Genomic DNA, 18,123 nt, shown 5'->3' on the forward strand with positions numbered 1-18,123 from the left:
AAGGAATTTATAACGCAAATTTTTTGCTTTTATTTTATATACATTACTTCTTTTACCGCTTTTACAACATCATTTGCATTTGGCAACCATTCTTCTAATAATACAGGAGAATATGGAGCCGGAGTATCAGCAGTAGTAATTCTTTTAATTGGTGCATCTAAATAATCAAATACATTTTCTTGTACTTGATAAGTAATTTCTGAAGACACACTGGCAAATGGCCAAGCTTCTTCTAAAATTACCAATCTGTTTGTTTTTTTAACAGAAGTAAAAATTGCTTCAAAATCCATTGGTCTTATAGTACGCATGTCTAAAATTTCACAAGAAATTCCTTCTTTTTCTAAAATATCAGCCGCCTTATAAGCTTCTTTAATAATTTTACCAAAAGAAACTATAGTAACATCTTTTCCTTCTCTTTTTATATCGGCCACACCTATTGGTAAAATATATTCACCTTCAGGAACTTCACCTTTATCACCATACATTTGCTCAGATTCCATAAAAATAACAGGATCATCATCTCTAATTGCAGCTTTAAGCAATCCTTTTGCATCGTAAGGATTAGACGGTACAATTACTTTTAATCCCGGAGTATTTGCAAACCAATTTTCAAATGATTGTGAATGTGTAGCACCTAATTGTCCGGCAGAACCTGTTGGTCCTCTAAAAACAATTGGACAATTTAACTGTCCGCCAGACATTTGTCTGATTTTAGCAGCGTTATTTATAATTTGATCTATACCTACTAAAGAAAAGTTAAATGTCATAAATTCAACAATTGGTCGGTTTCCATTCATTGCTGACCCAACAGAAATACCTGCAAAACCAAGCTCGGCAATTGGAGAGTCAATTACTCTTTTTGGACCAAATTCATCTAACATCCCTTTAGAAGCTTTATATGCACCATTATATTCAGCAACCTCTTCTCCAATTAAGAAGATAGACTCATCTCTACGCATTTCTTCACTCATTGCTTCACAAATAGCTTCTCTAAATTGTATTGTCTTCATTTTATCTGTTTTTTGGAAGTGCAAAATTAAGTATTCTTAATTTAGTTTCAAATAAAAATCTACACAATAAATTTTACTATGCGCGCATAGTATTTTAAAAAAAATTGTTACATTCGTAAAAAAGTATATAAAAGCTTGTAATTTTATAAAAACCAAATAATAATAAAATGAAAATATTAGTTTGTATTAGTCACGTTCCAGATACTACATCAAAAATCAATTTTACTGAAAATGATTCAAAATTTGATAGTACTGGCGTGCAATATGTTATTAATCCATATGACGAGTTTGTTTTAACAAGAGCAATGTGGTTTAAAGAAAAACAAGGTGCTACAGTTACAGTTGTTAATGTTGGAAATGTAGGTACTGAACCTACTTTGCGCAAAGCTTTGGCAATTGGTGCCGACGATGCTATACGAGTTAACACTGAAGCTACTGATGGTTTTGCTGTTGCAAAAGAATTGGCTGAAGTTGTTAAAAATGGTGGTTACGATTTAATACTTGCCGGTAAAGAATCTATTGATTATAATGGTGGAATGGTACCGGGAATGTTAGCTGCTATATTAGATTATAACTTTGTAAATGCTTGTATAGGTCTTGAAGTTGAAGGCGATAAAGCTATAATTTCACGTGAAATTGACGGCGGAAAAGAAGTTTTATCTTCTAATCTGCCATTAATAATTGCAGGGCAAAAAGGCATAGTTGAAGAAAAAGATTTACGTATACCAAATATGCGCGGTATAATGATGGCTAGAAAAAAACCTTTAACTGTTTTAGAACCAACAACTGGAGAAGTTACAACTTCAATAGTTTCATTTGAGAAACCGGCAGCAAAATCTGCTTGTAAAATGATTGATGCCGAAAATGTTGATGAGCTTATTAACTTATTGCATAATGAAGCTAAAGTAATTTAATAAATTTCTGTTGAATTATTTATCTGTTAAACTGTAAAAAAACATTTTAACAACTTAACAATTAAAAAATAAAAATATATGTCAGTTTTAGTATATGCCGAAACATCGGAAGGAAAATTTAAAAAATCAGCTTTTGAAGTAACATCATACGGAAAAAAAGTTGCTGAGCAATTAGGAACTAATGTAGTTGTGTTAGCTATAAATTCAAGTGATAATTCATTATTATATAAATATGGTGCAGAAAAAATATTAAATGTAGCTAACGATACACTTAAAACTTTTAATGCCAAAATTTATGCTAATGTAATTAAACAAGCTGCTGAAAGAGAAAAATCAGAAATCATAATAATTGATTCAAATTCAAACGGTTTATATTTAGCTCCTTTAGTTGCTGTAAATTTAAATGCCGGTTATACAAGTAATGTTATTGCATTACCAACTTCAACTTCACCATTTACCGTAAAAAGAAAATCATTTTCAAGTAAAGCATTTAGCAATACACAAATAACTACAGAAGTTAAAGTACTCAGCTTGTCAAAAAACTCTTTTGGATTGGTTGAAAACGAAGTATCGGGTAGTATTGAAAATTTTGAACCTGTTGTAGTTGAAAGTAATTTAAAATCAGATTCAATTCAGCAAACATCAGGAAAAGTTACTATTGCAGATGCCGATATTGTAGTATCTGGAGGAAGAGGACTAAAAGGCCCTGAAAATTGGGGAATGATTGAAGAATTAGCTGATGTTTTAGGCGCTGCCACAGCTTGTTCAAAGCCGGTATCTGACTTAGGTTGGAGACCTCATAGCGAACATGTTGGACAAACAGGTAAGCCGGTAGCATCAAATTTATACATTGCGGTTGGAATTTCAGGAGCAATACAACATTTAGCAGGAATCAATTCTTCTAAAGTTAAAGTTGTAATAAATACTGACCCTGAAGCTCCTTTCTTTAAGGCTGCAGACTATGGTATTGTTGGTGATGCTTTTAATGTTGTTCCTAAATTAATTGAAAAGTTAAAAGAATTTAAGTCAAATAACGCATAATTTTGTTAAATTGTGCCTCTTAAAAAAGGCTGTCTAATTATTGGACACGTAAGTCCTTTGATTAGACAGCCTTTTTTTCTAATTTTAACTTATGAGTTTAGTTCGTCTAAATATTAAAGGGATATCATACAGCCAAACACAAAGTGGCGCTTATGCGTTAGTTTTAAGTGAAGTTAATGGAAACAGAACATTACCTATTGTTATTGGAGCTTTTGAAGCACAATCAATAGCTATTGCTCTAGAAAAAGAAATTAAACCACCTCGACCATTAACACACGATTTGTTTAAAAGTTTTGCAGACAGATTTCATATTATTATAAAACAAGTGATAATTCACAAATTGGTTGACGGTGTGTTTTATTCAAGTTTAATTTGTGAACGTGATAATATCGAAGAAATAATAGACACCAGAACATCTGACGCAATTGCATTGGCAACACGTTTTAATGCTCCTATATTTACTTATGAAAATATTTTAGATAAAGCAGGTATTTATTTAAAAATTAAAGATGAATTATCTACAGAAAAAGAAAATATAGGAATTGAAAGCTTGATTGAAGAAACTCCCATACAAGAATCCTCTTTTTCAAAAGACACACTTAAACAATTAAATGAAAAATTAGAGAAAGCTGTTCAAGATGAAGATTATGAATTAGCTGCAAAAATTCGTGACGAAATAACTAAACGCTCCTCAAAATAACTTAAACACATGATAAAAAAACTAAGTTTGTTTGCTCTTTTCTTTTTTAGTTTAACTTCAATTAATGCACAAGAAACCGTCCAAAATACAATAATAGATAATCAGGGCTTTTCAGTAAACTCTTTATGGAGAGGTTTATTAGGAATGATTTCTCTAATCCTTTTGGCTTATATATTAAGTTCTAACAGAAAAGGTATAAATTGGAAAACTGTGGGAGCTGGTTTATCTGCCCAATTATTAATTGCAATAGGTGTTTTAAAAGTTCCATTTATACAGAAGGCTTTTGAATTTGTTGGTGGTATTTTTACCAATATTTTAGATTATACCGCTGCCGGTAGTGAATTTTTATTTGGTGGGCTAATGAATATAAATTCTTATGGATTTATTTTTGTTTTTCAAATATTACCTACAATAATATTCTTCTCTGCTTTAACATCATTATTATTTTATCTTGGTGTTATTCAGGTAATAGTAAAAGGAATGGCCTGGTTACTTACTAAACTTTTGAAAATATCCGGTGCTGAAAGTCTATCAGTAGCAGGAAATATATTTTTAGGACAAACCGAAGCTCCTTTAATGATTAAAGCATACTTAGAACGTATGAATCGTTCAGAAATATTATTAGTAATGATTGGAGGTATGGCTACTGTTGCTGGAGGTGTATTAGCAGCCTACATTGGCTTTTTAGGTGGAAATGATCCTGCTTTACGCTTGCATTTTGCCAAACACTTATTAGCTGCATCTGTAATGGCAGCTCCGGGAGCAATTGTAATTTCAAAAATGCTGTATCCACAAACTGAAGAAATTAATACTGATGTTGAAGTTTCTCAAGATAAAATTGGCGCAAATATTTTAGATGCTATTGCTAATGGTACAACAGAGGGCTTAAAACTTGCAGTTAACGTTGGTGCTATGCTTTTGGTTTTTGTTGCAATTATAGCAATGTTAAACGGAATTATAGGATGGGTTGGAGAAATAACTACTTTAAATAGTTGGGTAGCTGTAAACACTCCTTATCAACAACTTTCACTAGAATTGATATTAGGAACCATATTTTCACCACTCATGTGGTTAATTGGTGTTGCTAAAGAAGATATGATGCTAATGGGGCAATTATTAGGTATTAAACTGGCTTCAAGTGAATTTGTTGGTTATGTTCAGCTTGCTGAATTGAAAAATATTGCAAGTGCTACACATTTTACTTATAATAAATCAATAATAATGGCAACGTATATGCTTTGTGGCTTTGCTAACTTTGCATCAATAGGTATTCAAATTGGTGGTATTGGATCTTTAGCTCCGGGGCAAAGAAAAACATTGTCTGAATTTGGAATAAAAGCTCTAATTGGTGGATCTTTAGCATCATTACTTTCAGCAACTATCGCCGGAATGATTATAGGTTAATTTTTTATTTCATCATTTTTTTAATATTTTAACTCAATTACCGTTATAAATAATATAGTTATAAAAGGGGATTTATAAATGAAACAATATTTAGATTTAATAAAACACGTTAAAGATAACGGCACATTAAAAGAAGATAGAACAGGTACAGGAACAAAAAGTGTTTTTGGCTATCAAATGCGTTTTGATTTAAGTGAAGGTTTCCCTATGTTAACAACAAAAAAATTACACTTAAAATCAATAATTCATGAACTTTTATGGTTTTTAAAAGGAGAAACCAATATTGAATATTTAAAAAATAACAATGTTAAAATTTGGGATGCATGGGCTGATGAAAACGGAAATTTAGGTCCGGTATATGGGCATCAATGGCGTAACTGGAATAGTGAAGGAATAGATCAAATTAGTGAAGTAATTGAAACTATAAAAATAAATCCCGACAGCAGAAGACTATTAGTTTCTGCATGGAATCCAAGCGTTTTACCTGACACATCAGTTACATTTTCTGAAAACGTTGCTAATAATAAGGCTGCTTTACCTCCTTGTCATGCATTTTTTCAGTTTTATGTTGCTGACGGAAAATTATCTTGTCAACTATACCAACGTAGTGCCGATATATTTTTAGGAGTTCCGTTTAATATTGCCTCTTATGCTTTATTAACTATGATGGTAGCTCAGGTTTGCAATCTAAAACCTGGTGATTTTATTCATACCTTTGGCGATGCACATATTTACAGCAACCACAAAGAACAAATAGATTTACAATTATCAAGAGAACCCAGAAAACTTCCAAAAATGGAATTAAATCCTGCTGTTAAAAATATCTTTGATTTTACATTTGAAGATTTTAAACTAGTAGATTATAATCCTCATCCGCATATAAAAGGGAAAGTTTCTGTTTAAAATAAAAAAATTAAATAAATTACTAAAGTTAAATTGCTTTTTAATAATTTTATAATTGAAAAAAATCAAAAACTATGGACACCGTATTACAACTAAAAAATAAAATAATTCAAAGAGTTCTTCAAATAGATGACATTAATCTATTAAAGTCAATTGAGTATTTATTTAGTACTTCTAATGCAAATCTTTCTAAATTTTTATCATTTGCAAACGATAGATTACAAAACGAAAACTCAAACGAAAGTGAAAACTCAGATGATATAGATAATTATAATGACTACATTAAAGAATGGGTTAAAAACATGTAATTATGAATCCATCTAATGAACAGTATGAATTATTTGAAAATGCCAGAAATCGTGTAAAACAAAAGAAACGATTATACTTTCATTTTGTGGTATTTCTTATTGGATCTGTATTTCTTATAGTAATTAATAAAGTTTTAAAAATAGGTGAAACTGTAGCCGAAGATTGGTTTGTTTGGGCAATTATCTTATGGTTATTTTTTTGGATATTACATTTTGTAAACGTTTTTATAACCAATAAGTTTATGGGTAAAGAATGGGAACGTAAACAAACAGAAAAATTAGTAAAAAAACAAGAGTTAAAAATTGCTAAATTAGAAGACAAAATAACTAAAGAAATTAAATTTACTGCAGAAAACACGAATAGTGAAGAATTAAAAAAAAAGGAGAACACCCAAAGCAATTTAAATCAAGAATGATTACTATAATAGCTGCAGTTGCTAAAAACAATGCATTAGGAAAAGACAATAAACTTATTTGGTATTTACCTGCCGATTTGCAACGATTTAAAAAAGTTACCTCAAATCACCATGTAATAATGGGCCGAAAAACTTATGAATCGTTAGGCAAACCTCTTCCTAACAGAACAAATATTATTATCACACGCAATACAAACTATAAAGCTAAGGGTTGTATTGTGGTTAATTCGTTACAAGAGGCTATTACAGCTGCAAAAAATGATGAAAATCCTTATATTTTAGGAGGAGCAGAAATATATAAGCAAGCCATAAAAATTGCCGATAAACTTGATTTAACTTTCATTCATCATACATTTGAAGCTGATGCTTTTTTCCCTGAAATAGATACTAGTATATGGAAAGTAACTAGTAGAGAAGACTTTAAGGCTGACGAGAAAAACAAATACGATTACAGTTTTGTTACCTATATAAAAAAATAAAGGGTGCAATAAAATTACACCCCTTATCACCCTTGAATAATCAAATTTAATTTATTTTCTTATATCTTTTATAACTGATTTTCCTTCACTTGTTAAAAGCAATTTGTACTCTCCTTTTTCAAGTCGTGAAATATCCAGTTTACGCTCTAAATTTATTGACCCTGATAATTCTTCACTAAATATTAGATTAAAATTTGAATCGTACATTACTATTTTAAGAGGAGCTTCATTTAAAGCCAATTTTGAAATATAAACTTTATCATTATTAACTCTTACCACAGGTTTAAAGTAAACGCTCTCGTTTTCATTATTTAAAACAACTTTAGTAGCATCAACATAAACAGGTATTGTTTTTACTTTAGTGTAAGTATCAATTTCAAAATAATAATTTCCACTAGGCAATGTTTTTAAATCATACTTTCTAGAAAAAACATTTTTTTCTACTGTTTCTTTATATAAAATAACACCTTGGCTATCTTTAATATATACATCAATCGCTTTGTCAAAATTGTTTAATGTTAAATTAACCTGCTTAGCACTCGTTGTGTTAATTTTAACACTTGGATCATCATTCTTAGCTATACCAACTACTGTAGTCAGTAATATTGCTACCAATACGCATTTTTTAATTAAACTTTTCATAATTATTATATTTTTTAATTAGTATGGGACAAATGTATAGGTGTTTTATACGTTGAACTACTACAATTTTTTCTTATTTATATGCTATATTGATACTTATTTCTATATTAACTTAACGTTAAGTTAATATAGAATATAAAAATGTGAAATTAATATAGTTTTAGATATTTTTTATATTTATTTTTGTAGTATTAGAAGAAAACTCAAATGAAAAAAAACAAGCCTGCATTTGAAAAAATTAGTCCGGAATTTGGAAGTTCACTACTTGTAAAACAACACAATGAAAATATTGTGAACAATTTACCTTTTTGGCATTTTCATCCTGAACTTGAATTGGTTTATGTAAACAAAGGTAAAGGTAAAAGACATATAGGAAGCCATTTATCTTACTTCAACAATAGTCAGTTAATTTTGATAGGAGCTAATTTGCCACATAGTGGTTTTACCGATAGATTTACAACTAACGGATCGGAAACTATAATTCAATTTAAAGAAGGTTTTTTAGGTGAACATTTTTTTGATATTCCTGAAATGCAACAAGTTAAAAACCTTTTTGAAAGGGCTAAAAAAGGTATTTTGTTTGGAATTGAAACTAAAAAATTATTAGGTGAAAAAATTGAGATGCTTATAAAATACCAAGGAATTGAAAGAATTATTAGAATTTTAGAGATTTTAAAAGATTTAGCACTCTCAAAAGAATATACGTTACTGAATGTTGATGGTTTTGCTTTTGAAGTTGAACCACAAGACAATAAAAAAATTGATATTATTTTTGGCCACGTAAGTAAAAACTTTAAACAACAAATTACTTTAGATGAAATTTCTGAAAAAGTTAGTATGACTGTTCCTGCTTTTTGCCGATATTTTAAAAAAGTAACAGGTAAAACATTTACACAATTTGTAAATGAATTTAGAATAGTACATGCCACAAAATTACTTGCTGAAAACCCTACAAGTATTACAGATATTTGCTTTGAAAGTGGCTTTAATAACTTTTCTCATTTCAATAAATTATTTAAACAATTTACCGGTAAAAGTCCTTTAAAATACAGAAATGAGATGAAACAATTAGTAACTCAAAAATAGCATCAATTAATTTCAATAATATAAGGTAAGCGTGCTTGTATGCCTTTTATAGTTGATATTCTTTTTATAGATTGATATATCTTATAATTCTCTTCACCTAATTCTTCAATCAATATTTTTTCTTTAGATTTTACAAATGGAAGATTGCTGAATTTTTCATCTAAATCAACTTTATAACTTGGATAATTACGCACTTTATAATTGGTAACTTCTGCTAAATCAGCAGCATACGATACAGCATCTTCTAAATTACCCAATTCATCAACCAGCCCAACATTTAAAGCTTCAACACCAGACCAAACTCTACCTTGCGCAACGCTGTCAACCTTCTGAATATCCATATTTCTACCTAAAGAAACTCTTTCTAAAAATGTAGTATAAACTTCTTCAACACTTTCTTCAGTTACAATTCTAAACTCATCAGTCATAGGTTCAAAAATACTATAATCTGCACCTTTATTAGTACTAACTTGTTCTGCATTTATTCCAATATTGGACGCCAATTTACTAATGTTGGGAATGGTTCCAAAAACACCTATAGAGCCTGTAATTGTAGTTGGTTCAGCAAATATTCTATCTGCATTACAAGATAAATAATAACCTCCTGAAGCGGCAACATTTCCCATTGAAACCACAATTGGTAATTCTTTTTTTGTAAGTTCTAACTCTCTCCAAATTAATTCTGATGCTAAAGCGCTTCCTCCAGGTGAATTCACTCTTAGTACAACTGCTTTTACATCTCTTGAACTTCTTACTTTTTGTAAAGACCTGATTATTAGTTCTTGTCCTATAAAATTTTCATCACCTTTACCATAAATAATTTCACCTTGAGCATAAATTACTGCAATTTTATCGGCAGCTGTAGAAGCTATTCGTCCTTTTCCTGTAGAAATATAATCATCAATTGAAATAATATTTAAATTATCATCAGTTGTTTTTCCGGAAGCTAATTTTAATTTATCGTTATACTGATCTAAATAAATAGTTTCATCAACTATATTATTTTCAATGGCTAATTTAGAATTCCGAGCCAGTAAATTATCGGCTATATTGTTTAACTCTTCAGGTGTTTTATTTCTATTTTTAGAGATGTCGCTTACAATTTCATTCCAAATTGAAGTGAGATATGAAGAAATTTGATTTCTATTTTCTTCACTCATGGTATTGGTTAAAAATGGTTCTACAGCACTTTTATATTTACCATGCCTTATAACTTCCATTTTAACACCTGTTTTTTCTTGAAAATCGCTATAAAAAAGAACTTCTGATGATAATCCTTTAAAATCAACAGCTCCAACAGGATTGATAAAAACCGAATCGGCTACAGAACTCAAATAATATGCTTTTTGATTGTAAGAATCAGCATAAGCAAAAATAAATTTACCTGTTTCTCTAAATTCATTTAATTTGTTTCTAATAGCTTGTGTTTGAGCAATTCCGGCATTAACATTTTCAAGAAAAATACTTATACCTTTAATATTATCATCCGTTTTAGCATTTTCAATAGCGTTAATAATAGCTTCTAATCCAATTTTATCTTTATTCAAACCTAAAATTTCATCAAAAGGATCTTCACTTTTTGGTGCATAATCTTTAACTGTTTTATCTAATTTAATTTCTAATACAGTATTATTTGTAACCGAAACTTTATCTACTTCACTAAAAGCTGATACCACTACGGCAAACAACATAAAAATTATTCCTAAAGCTATTAAAGTTCCAATAATTGATGCTAGTAAGTTTCTTAAAAATTTCATATCAATATTTTACAAATGTTTATAAATTGAATTACAAAGATATGTTTTTATATAATACTTTTCTTTTCTTTGTATCCACTTTATGCAAATATTGAGAACAACATATTTATCATTAGGAAGTAACCAAGGAAACAAGCTTGAAAACTTACAGCAAGCAGTTGATTTAATTGGTGAAATGATAGGTTCTGTTACTAAAATTTCTTCGGTTTTTAAAACCGCTTCGTGGGGTTTTGAAAGTGATGATTTTTTAAATTTATGTATTAAAGTTTCTACAGGTTTAAATCCGGAAAACTTACTAAAATCAATTCATGAAATTGAACATATATTAGGACGCAAAAGAACTTTAGAAAAAAATTACAAAGCACGCACTATTGATATTGACGTGTTGCTTTTTGATAATGAGATTATTTTTTCGAAAGAATTGATAGTTCCTCATAAAGATATGCTAAATCGTAGGTTTGTAATGGTTCCTTTAGCTGAAATTGCTCCAAATTTAATACATCCTATTACAAAAGAACGCTTACAATTATGTCTTGAAAATTGTACTGACGAAAGTTTTGTTGAAAAAACAGATCTTAAATTAATTAGGCCAATTTCGATTTCTGAAAAATACAATTACATTGCTATTGAAGGAAATATTGGAGCAGGAAAAACATCATTAACAAAAATGATTGCTGAAGATTTTAATGCTAAAACGGTCTTAGAACGTTTTGCCGATAATCCGTTTTTACCAAAGTTTTATGAAGACAATGAGCGTTATGCTTTTCCTTTAGAAATGAGTTTTTTGGCAGACAGATATCAGCAACTTTCTGATGACTTAGCTCAGTTTGATTTGTTCAAAAATTTTATTGTTTCTGATTATTACATTTTTAAATCACTCATTTTTGCGCAAGTTACTTTACAAAATGATGAATACTTTTTATACAGAAAAATGTTTGATATAATGTATAAAGAAATTTCGAAACCCGATTTATATATTTATTTATACCAAAACACTCCTCGATTGATAGAAAACATAAAAAAACGAGGAAGAGATTACGAACAAAATATTGCTCCGGAATATTTAGATAAAATACATCAGGGTTATTCTAATTTTATTAAAACTGAAGAGAATTTGAAAACCTTGATTATTGATGTTTCAGACAAAGATTTTGTAAATAATACAGAAGATTATAAAGAAATTATCAATAAAATCAAAAATGCTTAAATAAGTGGCTTCGACTCCGATCAGCCACCCAAAAAATTACTTTTTTAACTCTAGCTTTTCAGCAAAATAATCACAAAAATCACGCATAGTTGCACTCATTTTATCATCACCGGTAGCTCGTTCAAAAGTATTTGCCATTGAAACCAATGTTTGATGAAAAAACTGCTTCATTTCGTCCATAGGCATATCTTTGGTCCACAAATCCATTCTAAGCGTATCTTTTGTTTTTGTATCCCAAACCGAAACCATTAAAGCTTTAGCTTCTTCATTTGCTATATTTCCATCATCAGCAGTCCAATTAATTGCTTCAGGTATTTTATTTTCATCTAATCCAACCGTAAATTCAATTTTTGATGTTTGTTTTATTGCCATTATTTTTTTGGTTTATATTTTGAATTTTTAAAAATTTCTTCAGTATTTGTTTGTAAAAGTTGTTGCAAATTTACGTTATTATTTTTCATATAAGCTCTTACAATTTGCCAACCAATCCAAACACCAACTCTACCCGGTGAATCTTTATCAATATCAATATAAAATTTAGAAAAAGGAGCATCTGTAATAAAACGTGTTTGCAAATCTAAATCTGTACTATACAACATTTCATTTTCAATAAAATACTTCCATATTTGTTCTTCGTTGGCATTTACCCATTCCATTTTTTCGGTACTATAACCCATTTTTTGAGCATCAGAAATATCGGGTAAATAACTGTCAATCAAATACATTTTTTTTCCTTCAGCAATAATAGAATTTAAAAACTGTCGCTGATTATTGGGTTTATAATAATTCTCACTAATAGCATTAGCCATATCTACAACTAACTGAGATTTATCATAATTTTGAGCTAAATACATTGGAAAATCTTGATAAACTTCACTGTTTTTACCTAAATACATATCTAACGATACCAGCAACAAACTATCGGCATAAATAACTTTATTTTGATAATCTAAATTGTTTATTAATGTTATTATTTTGGGTGATTTAAAATTTGGATGATAATATTTCACATGCTTAAATAAGTCTATAATCTGAAGTTTTTCATTATCAAAGTTTTCAAACACTTTTTGTGCTTTATTGAACAGTATTACTCCTTCTTCGTCAGTAATTTTTTGCAACCAAATACTATCATTTTCAATTGGAAATAAGTACGGATATTGTTTTTTTAATTCCTGTAATGTTTTTTCATTTGCAGTAAAAAATTTTTGATCGAACCTGTCAATTAATACTTCAACATCTATATCTGATACATCTACTTTTGTAGTTTCTTTATTTTTACATGAAAATATTGATAATAAAATAATTGCCAGAGTAATAATTTTGTTCATTAATTTCTATATTTACACTTCTTTTTTTAAAACGTTAAAGTTACTAAATTAGTTTAATTATGAATGCTGAAAAAATTGTTGATTATATTGTTACTTGGTTAAAAGATTATGCTGTTAATGCTAAATTAAATGGTTTTGTTATTGGTATTTCCGGAGGAATTGACTCTGCCTTAACCTCAACGCTTTGTGCTAAAACAGGTTTACCGGTATTGTGCCTTGAAATGCCTATACACCAAGCCAAAAATCAAATAAGCAGAGCGTATAACCATATTGAATGGCTACAAAAAAACTTTAAGCATGTATCAATGATGCAAGTAAATTTAACTCCTGTTTTTGATAGTTTGGTAGCTTCATTTCCTCCTGTTGAAGATGAAGAACAGCGCTTTATGTCACTTGCTAATACACGTGCAAGACTTAGAATGACTTCGCTTTATTATTTTGCAGCTTTACATGGTTATTTAGTAGCCGGTACCGGAAATAAGGTAGAAGATTTTGGAGTAGGTTTTTATACAAAATATGGTGATGGCGGAGTAGATTTGAGTCCAATTGCCGATTTAATGAAATCTGAAGTATACGAACTAGCGAAATATTTAGGTATTAACAACGAAATTATTAAAGCCGCACCAACTGATGGTTTATGGGGTGATGATAGAACTGATGAAGACCAACTTGGCGCAAGTTATGACGAATTAGAATGGGCTATGAAGAAAGATGAGCTAGGGAAAACTGCTTTAGACTTTGAAGGTAGACAAAAAGATGTTTTTTCTATTTACAAAAAACTGAATGCTACCAATAAACATAAAATGATTCCGATACCGGTTTGTGAGATTCCTGAAGAGTTTAAAAAATAATAACTCTGTTAAGTCTTTCATTTAAGTTTTTACTTAAAAAAGTATAATCTACTATTGTTTCTAAAATTTGATCTCGGTTAGAATCGTTTGCTTCAAGTATTGTATTTCTTAGAGTGTTAATTTTTTTCTCAATCAAAATGCGTCTTAGATTATAAATCGCATCCAATACCATTTTAGATAAGTCGCTTTTTTTACTTTTTATATAAATTTCTTTGCGCTCCCAGTTGCTTAAAATATATTTTTCATCATCCATCAAAATACTCGTAATTAAAGTAGAAATATCATTATTTGAATGATTCACTAATGAATCTACCGATATTTTTTCACTTTGATTTAACTGATTGATAACTTCATAATAAATCTGTTTGAAAGTTTCATCGGTAAATTCTACTTCATCTTCTTGTAAACTCAAATAAACTTCATTAGAAACCACATTGCTGAACTTTACTTTTTTAACAGGCTGTGAATCGTGGGCATCAATAGTTTCTCCTTCAACAAAATCAACAAAATCAACTTCATTATTTCCATATAACAACAAAATTTTGATAATTTCTCTCTCGTATTTTTTTAATTCGTCAATTTTTTTAAACTGAGGTGTTTTTTCTAAAATAGGAGTAACAGGCTTTTCAATATTGGGCCTTTGAGATAACTCTCGTCTTTCTTTTTTATCAATTTGCGCCAGTTCGTTAAATAATACATTTTCAGAAATATCCATAATTCTGGAACATTCTTGAATGTATACTTCACGCTGAATTCTATCGGGTATTTTAGAAATACTTACAACAATATCTCTAATTAATCCTGCTTTTTTTACAGGATCGTTTTTAGCTTCTTCCATCAATAACGACACTTTAAAATTGATAAAATCTTGTGCGTTATTGTTTAAATATTCCTTTAACTCTTCATCACTAACTTTTTTAGCAAAACTATCAGGGTCATCACCTTCAGGAAACATTACCACTTTTACATTTAAGCCTTGTTCAAGAATTAAATCTATCCCTCTAATTGAAGCTCTAATACCCGCTGCATCACCATCAAAAAGAATGGTAACATTCTTTGTAAGTCGATTTATCAATCGGATTTGATTTTCGGTAAGCGCTGTACCGGATGAAGAAACTACATTTTCAATACCGGATTGGTGAAATGAAATTACATCAGTATAACCTTCAACCAAATAACAGTTATCTTCTTTTGCTATACTTTTTTTAGCGTAGTAAATACCGTATAAAATATTACTTTTATGGTAAATTTCACTTTCGGGTGAATTTAAGTATTTTGCTGCTTTTTTGTCGTTAGTCAAAATTCTTCCGCCAAAACCAAGCACTCTTCCACTCATACTGTGAATAGGAAACATAACACGCCCTTTGAAACGGTCAAATTGTTTTGTACCTGTTGATGAAAGCAAATCTTGCTTAACTATAGTAAGTCCTGTAGATTCTAAATATTTTAAATTATACCCTTTATTTAAAGCTTCTGTAGTAAACGCTTCCCATTCATTTAAAGAGTAACCTAATTGAAATTTTTTAATAATATCATCGGTAAAACCTCTTTCTTTAAAATAACTTAATCCAATTGCTTTACCTTGTTCATTTTCAAATAATATATTATGAAAATAATCTCGGGCAAATTCTGAAACCAAAAACATACTCTCACGTTCATCAGCCTGATGTTTTTGTTCATCAGATTGTTCGGTTTCTTCAATTTCAATATTGTATTTTTTTGCTAAGTAACGTATAGCTTCAGGGTAAGAATAATGTTCGTGTTCCATTAAAAATGAAACAACATTACCTCCTTTTCCTGTACTAAAATCTTTCCAAATTTGTTTAACGGGCGATACCATAAATGACGGTGTTCGTTCTTCCGAAAAAGGGCTTAACCCCTTAAAATTACTACCCGCTTTTTTTAGCTGAACAAATTCACCAATTACCTCCTCTACACGAGCAGTTTCAAAAACTCTATCTATGGTATTTCTGGTAATCAATTTAAGTAAGTTGTATTTTTAAAGTTTTCTAAATTACAAAATTAAATAAAAAAATCACCCTTTAGTTTATAAAGGGTGATTTCTATTTTAAAGCTTCATAATTATCTTATGAAGCGGCCTTTAACTTTTTTAACGTTGACTTGTTTATTTTGTCTTCAGCGTATTTTTTTGTAACTTTTATTTCTTTCTCGTCCGATCCGGGCATTTCAAACATAGCATCAGTTAAAATTGCCTCACAAAGCGAACGCAAACCACGAGCTCCTAATTTATATTCAACAGCTTTATCTACTATATAAAGTAGTGCAGTTTCATTAATTGTAAAATCAATACCATCCATTTTAAATAATTTTTGATATTGTTTTATGATTGAATTTTTAGGCTCGGTTAATATTGCTCTTAACGTATATGCATCTAACGGATTCATGTGAGTTAGTACCGGTAAACGACCAATAATTTCAGGTATTAAACCAAATTCTTTTAAATCTTTTGGTATAATATATTGCAACATATTTCCTTTGTCAATCTTATCTTTTTTGATAGAAGCACTATAGCCTATAGCTTGTCGATTCAATCTTTTTTCAATTATTTTATCAATTCCTGAAAATGCTCCTCCGGCAATAAATAAAATATTTTTAGTATCTACTTCTATAAATTTTTGATCAGGATGTTTTCTTCCTCCTTTTGGCGGTACATTTACTACAGAACCTTCTAATAATTTCAACAAAGCTTGTTGTACACCTTCACCGGAAACATCTCTTGTTATAGATGGATTATCTCCTTTACGTGCTATTTTATCAATTTCATCAATAAAAACAATTCCTCTTTCAGCTTTCTTAACATCGTAGTCCGCAGCTTGTAATAAACGAGTTAAAATAGTTTCAACATCTTCACCTACATAACCGGCTTCTGTTAATACTGTTGCGTCAACTATACAAAATGGCACATTTAACATACGTGCTATTGTACGAGCAATTAATGTTTTTCCTGTACCGGTTTCACCTACTAAAACTATATTACTTTTTTCAATTTCAACATCTTCTTTTTCTTTAGAAGCAGGCTGTAATAAACGTTTATAATGATTGTAAACTGCAACTGATATTACTCTTTTTGCCTGATCCTGACCAATCATATATAAATCAATAAATTCTTTGATCTCTTTTGGTTTTTTTACGATTAACTCAGAAGTAAGTGCAGAAGATTTATGTTGACTTATTTCTTCCATTACAATACCATGAGCCTGTTCTATACACTTATCACAAATGTGTGCATCTAAACCTGCTATAAGTAAATCAGTTTCCGGCTTTTTTCTACCACAAAACGAACATTCTAATACTTCATCTTTTGCCATAATCTTTGTTCTTGATTTTATTTTGTTGGTTATACTTTTTTATGCTGATAACCTAATTTTATTATTTTCTAATTAAAACTTCATCAATCATACCATAAGTTTTTGCTTCTTCGGCTTTCATCCAATAATCACGGTCAGAATCTGCATGTACTTTCTCAAGTGTTTGCCCTGAATGTTTTGAAATTATTTGGTACAATTCTTCTTTTAATTTTAATATTTCACGAGCCGTAATTTCAATATCACTGGCTTGTCCTTGCGCTCCACCTAACGGTTGGTGGATCATAACACGTGAATGTGGTAAAGCTGAGCGTTTTCCTTTGGTTCCCGCACACATTAATACGGCTCCCATTGATGCTGCCATTCCTGTGCAAATAGTAGCAACATCAGGCTTAATAAACTGCATAGTATCGTATATTCCTAATCCGGCATAAACGCTGCCTCCGGGAGAATTTATATATATTGAAATATCTTTTGAGCTATCTACACTTTCTAAAAACAATAATTGTGCTTGAATTATATTGGCAACATATTCATCAATTGCCGTTCCTAAAAATATAATTCTGTCCATCATTAATCGTGAAAACACATCCATTTGAGCTACGTTCAATTGACGTTCTTCAATAATATATGGAGTAACACTACTCACCAAAGTATCGTAATGCATACTGCTAATTCCTTGGTGTTTAGTTGCAAATTTTTTGAATTCTTTTCCGTAATCCATTTTTCAGGTTTTAAAATGTTAAGTGTG

At 29.9% G+C, this 18,123-nt stretch carries 19 protein-coding genes; 11 read left to right on the plus strand and 8 right to left on the minus strand.

Annotated elements, in window-relative coordinates; genetic code table 11:
• Nucleotides 1-29: 29 nt before the first annotated feature.
• Nucleotides 30-1,034, minus strand: a complete 1,005-nt coding sequence (locus HGB55_RS10420; RefSeq protein WP_256368430.1) for a pyruvate dehydrogenase complex E1 component subunit beta — start codon at nt 1,032-1,034, stop codon at nt 30-32.
• Nucleotides 1,035-1,177: 143 nt separating this feature from the next.
• On the opposite strand from HGB55_RS10420, the gene HGB55_RS10425 reads away from it, so the two are divergent.
• From HGB55_RS10425 to HGB55_RS10460, 8 genes are all read left to right on the plus strand, one after another.
• Nucleotides 1,178-1,924: an electron transfer flavoprotein subunit beta/FixA family protein gene (locus tag HGB55_RS10425; RefSeq protein WP_168816838.1), complete on the plus strand. Its 747-nt coding sequence runs from the start codon at nt 1,178-1,180 to the stop codon at nt 1,922-1,924.
• A gap of 78 nt (nt 1,925-2,002) precedes the next feature.
• Nucleotides 2,003-2,965, plus strand: coding sequence for an electron transfer flavoprotein subunit alpha/FixB family protein (locus HGB55_RS10430; protein ID WP_168816839.1), 963 nt, complete (start codon nt 2,003-2,005; stop codon nt 2,963-2,965).
• Between the two features lie 91 nt (nt 2,966-3,056).
• Entirely contained in the window at nt 3,057-3,665 is a 609-nt protein-coding gene (locus HGB55_RS10435; protein ID WP_168816840.1) for a bifunctional nuclease family protein, read from the plus strand.
• A gap of 9 nt (nt 3,666-3,674) precedes the next feature.
• A complete protein-coding gene (locus HGB55_RS10440) occupies nt 3,675-5,069 on the plus strand; it encodes a NupC/NupG family nucleoside CNT transporter (protein ID WP_168816841.1) in 1,395 nt (464 codons plus the stop codon).
• Nucleotides 5,070-5,147: 78 nt separating this feature from the next.
• Nucleotides 5,148-5,972, plus strand: coding sequence for a thymidylate synthase (locus tag HGB55_RS10445; protein WP_168816842.1), 825 nt, complete (start codon nt 5,148-5,150; stop codon nt 5,970-5,972).
• A 74-nt stretch (nt 5,973-6,046) separates the two neighbouring features.
• Entirely contained in the window at nt 6,047-6,280 is a 234-nt protein-coding gene (locus HGB55_RS10450) for a hypothetical protein (RefSeq protein ID WP_168816843.1), read from the plus strand.
• Between the two features lie 2 nt (nt 6,281-6,282).
• Nucleotides 6,283-6,696 carry a 2TM domain-containing protein gene (locus tag HGB55_RS10455; protein WP_168816844.1) on the plus strand — a complete coding sequence of 138 codons (414 nt, stop codon included), beginning with the start codon at nt 6,283-6,285 and terminating at the stop codon, nt 6,694-6,696.
• Entirely contained in the window at nt 6,693-7,175 is a 483-nt protein-coding gene (locus tag HGB55_RS10460; RefSeq protein WP_168816845.1) for a dihydrofolate reductase, read from the plus strand. The genes HGB55_RS10455 and HGB55_RS10460 overlap by 4 nt, the downstream gene beginning before the upstream one ends.
• 51 nt (nt 7,176-7,226) lie before the next feature.
• On the opposite strand, the gene HGB55_RS10465 is transcribed toward HGB55_RS10460, so the two are convergent.
• A complete protein-coding gene (locus HGB55_RS10465) occupies nt 7,227-7,817 on the minus strand; it encodes a hypothetical protein (RefSeq protein WP_168816846.1) in 591 nt (196 codons plus the stop codon).
• A gap of 207 nt (nt 7,818-8,024) precedes the next feature.
• On the opposite strand from HGB55_RS10465, the gene HGB55_RS10470 reads away from it, so the two are divergent.
• Nucleotides 8,025-8,903, plus strand: a complete 879-nt coding sequence (locus tag HGB55_RS10470; protein WP_168816847.1) for an AraC family transcriptional regulator — start codon at nt 8,025-8,027, stop codon at nt 8,901-8,903.
• A gap of 2 nt (nt 8,904-8,905) precedes the next feature.
• Here HGB55_RS10470 and sppA read toward each other — a convergent pair whose 3' ends face one another.
• Complete coding sequence (sppA, locus tag HGB55_RS10475) at nt 8,906-10,660, minus strand: signal peptide peptidase SppA (RefSeq protein WP_168816848.1); 1,755 nt, start codon at nt 10,658-10,660, stop codon at nt 8,906-8,908.
• 82 nt (nt 10,661-10,742) lie between these two features.
• On the opposite strand from sppA, the gene folK reads away from it, so the two are divergent.
• Complete coding sequence (gene folK, locus HGB55_RS10480) at nt 10,743-11,867, plus strand: 2-amino-4-hydroxy-6-hydroxymethyldihydropteridine diphosphokinase (RefSeq protein WP_168816849.1); 1,125 nt, start codon at nt 10,743-10,745, stop codon at nt 11,865-11,867.
• 36 nt (nt 11,868-11,903) lie between these two features.
• Here the strand turns inward: folK and gldC are convergent, their stop codons facing one another.
• Nucleotides 11,904-12,239, minus strand: coding sequence for a gliding motility protein GldC (gldC, locus tag HGB55_RS10485; RefSeq protein ID WP_168816850.1), 336 nt, complete (start codon nt 12,237-12,239; stop codon nt 11,904-11,906).
• The gene (gene gldB, locus HGB55_RS10490; RefSeq protein WP_168816851.1) at nt 12,239-13,195 is read right to left on the minus strand and encodes a gliding motility lipoprotein GldB; all 957 of its coding nucleotides are present in this window, start codon (nt 13,193-13,195) and stop codon (nt 12,239-12,241) included. Before gldB ends, gldC begins: the two co-directional genes overlap by 1 nt.
• Before the next feature lie 59 nt (nt 13,196-13,254).
• Here gldB and nadE point away from each other — a divergent pair, with 59 nt between their 5' ends.
• A complete protein-coding gene (nadE, locus tag HGB55_RS10495; protein WP_168816852.1) occupies nt 13,255-14,046 on the plus strand; it encodes an NAD(+) synthase in 792 nt (263 codons plus the stop codon).
• Here nadE and dnaG read toward each other — a convergent pair.
• The 3 genes from dnaG to clpP form a co-directional block, all read right to left on the minus strand.
• Nucleotides 14,036-16,027, minus strand: a complete 1,992-nt coding sequence (gene dnaG / locus HGB55_RS10500) for a DNA primase (RefSeq protein WP_168816853.1) — start codon at nt 16,025-16,027, stop codon at nt 14,036-14,038. The genes nadE and dnaG overlap by 11 nt on opposite strands.
• A gap of 106 nt (nt 16,028-16,133) precedes the next feature.
• Nucleotides 16,134-17,375, minus strand: coding sequence for an ATP-dependent Clp protease ATP-binding subunit ClpX (gene clpX, locus HGB55_RS10505; RefSeq protein WP_168816854.1), 1,242 nt, complete (start codon nt 17,373-17,375; stop codon nt 16,134-16,136).
• Nucleotides 17,376-17,436: 61 nt separating this feature from the next.
• Complete coding sequence (gene clpP / locus HGB55_RS10510) at nt 17,437-18,096, minus strand: ATP-dependent Clp endopeptidase proteolytic subunit ClpP (protein WP_168816855.1); 660 nt, start codon at nt 18,094-18,096, stop codon at nt 17,437-17,439.
• Nucleotides 18,097-18,123 lie beyond the last annotated feature (27 nt).

The sequence above is a fragment of the Lutibacter sp. B1 genome (assembly GCF_012524075.1).
Classification (GTDB): Bacteria; Bacteroidota; Bacteroidia; order Flavobacteriales; family Flavobacteriaceae; genus Lutibacter.

What these genes read in the sequence shown, in the direction of transcription:
- HGB55_RS10425 (WP_168816838.1), top strand. Translation starts at nt 1,178, where the DNA reads ATGAAAATATTAGTTTGTATTAGTCACGTTCCAGATACTACATCAAAA.
- HGB55_RS10430 (WP_168816839.1), top strand. Translation starts at nt 2,003, where the DNA reads ATGTCAGTTTTAGTATATGCCGAAACATCGGAAGGAAAATTTAAAAAA.
- HGB55_RS10435 (WP_168816840.1), top strand. Translation starts at nt 3,057, where the DNA reads ATGAGTTTAGTTCGTCTAAATATTAAAGGGATATCATACAGCCAAACA.
- HGB55_RS10440 (WP_168816841.1), top strand. Translation starts at nt 3,675, where the DNA reads ATGATAAAAAAACTAAGTTTGTTTGCTCTTTTCTTTTTTAGTTTAACT.
- HGB55_RS10445 (WP_168816842.1), top strand. Translation starts at nt 5,148, where the DNA reads ATGAAACAATATTTAGATTTAATAAAACACGTTAAAGATAACGGCACA.
- HGB55_RS10450 (WP_168816843.1), top strand. Translation starts at nt 6,047, where the DNA reads ATGGACACCGTATTACAACTAAAAAATAAAATAATTCAAAGAGTTCTT.
- HGB55_RS10455 (WP_168816844.1), top strand. Translation starts at nt 6,283, where the DNA reads ATGAATCCATCTAATGAACAGTATGAATTATTTGAAAATGCCAGAAAT.
- HGB55_RS10460 (WP_168816845.1), top strand. Translation starts at nt 6,693, where the DNA reads ATGATTACTATAATAGCTGCAGTTGCTAAAAACAATGCATTAGGAAAA.
- HGB55_RS10465 (WP_168816846.1), bottom strand. Translation starts at nt 7,817, where the DNA reads ATGAAAAGTTTAATTAAAAAATGCGTATTGGTAGCAATATTACTGACT.
- HGB55_RS10470 (WP_168816847.1), top strand. Translation starts at nt 8,025, where the DNA reads ATGAAAAAAAACAAGCCTGCATTTGAAAAAATTAGTCCGGAATTTGGA.
- sppA (WP_168816848.1), bottom strand. Translation starts at nt 10,660, where the DNA reads ATGAAATTTTTAAGAAACTTACTAGCATCAATTATTGGAACTTTAATA.
- folK (WP_168816849.1), top strand. Translation starts at nt 10,743, where the DNA reads ATGCAAATATTGAGAACAACATATTTATCATTAGGAAGTAACCAAGGA.
- gldC (WP_168816850.1), bottom strand. Translation starts at nt 12,239, where the DNA reads ATGGCAATAAAACAAACATCAAAAATTGAATTTACGGTTGGATTAGAT.
- gldB (WP_168816851.1), bottom strand. Translation starts at nt 13,195, where the DNA reads ATGAACAAAATTATTACTCTGGCAATTATTTTATTATCAATATTTTCA.
- nadE (WP_168816852.1), top strand. Translation starts at nt 13,255, where the DNA reads ATGAATGCTGAAAAAATTGTTGATTATATTGTTACTTGGTTAAAAGAT.
- clpX (WP_168816854.1), bottom strand. Translation starts at nt 17,375, where the DNA reads ATGGCAAAAGATGAAGTATTAGAATGTTCGTTTTGTGGTAGAAAAAAG.
- clpP (WP_168816855.1), bottom strand. Translation starts at nt 18,096, where the DNA reads ATGGATTACGGAAAAGAATTCAAAAAATTTGCAACTAAACACCAAGGA.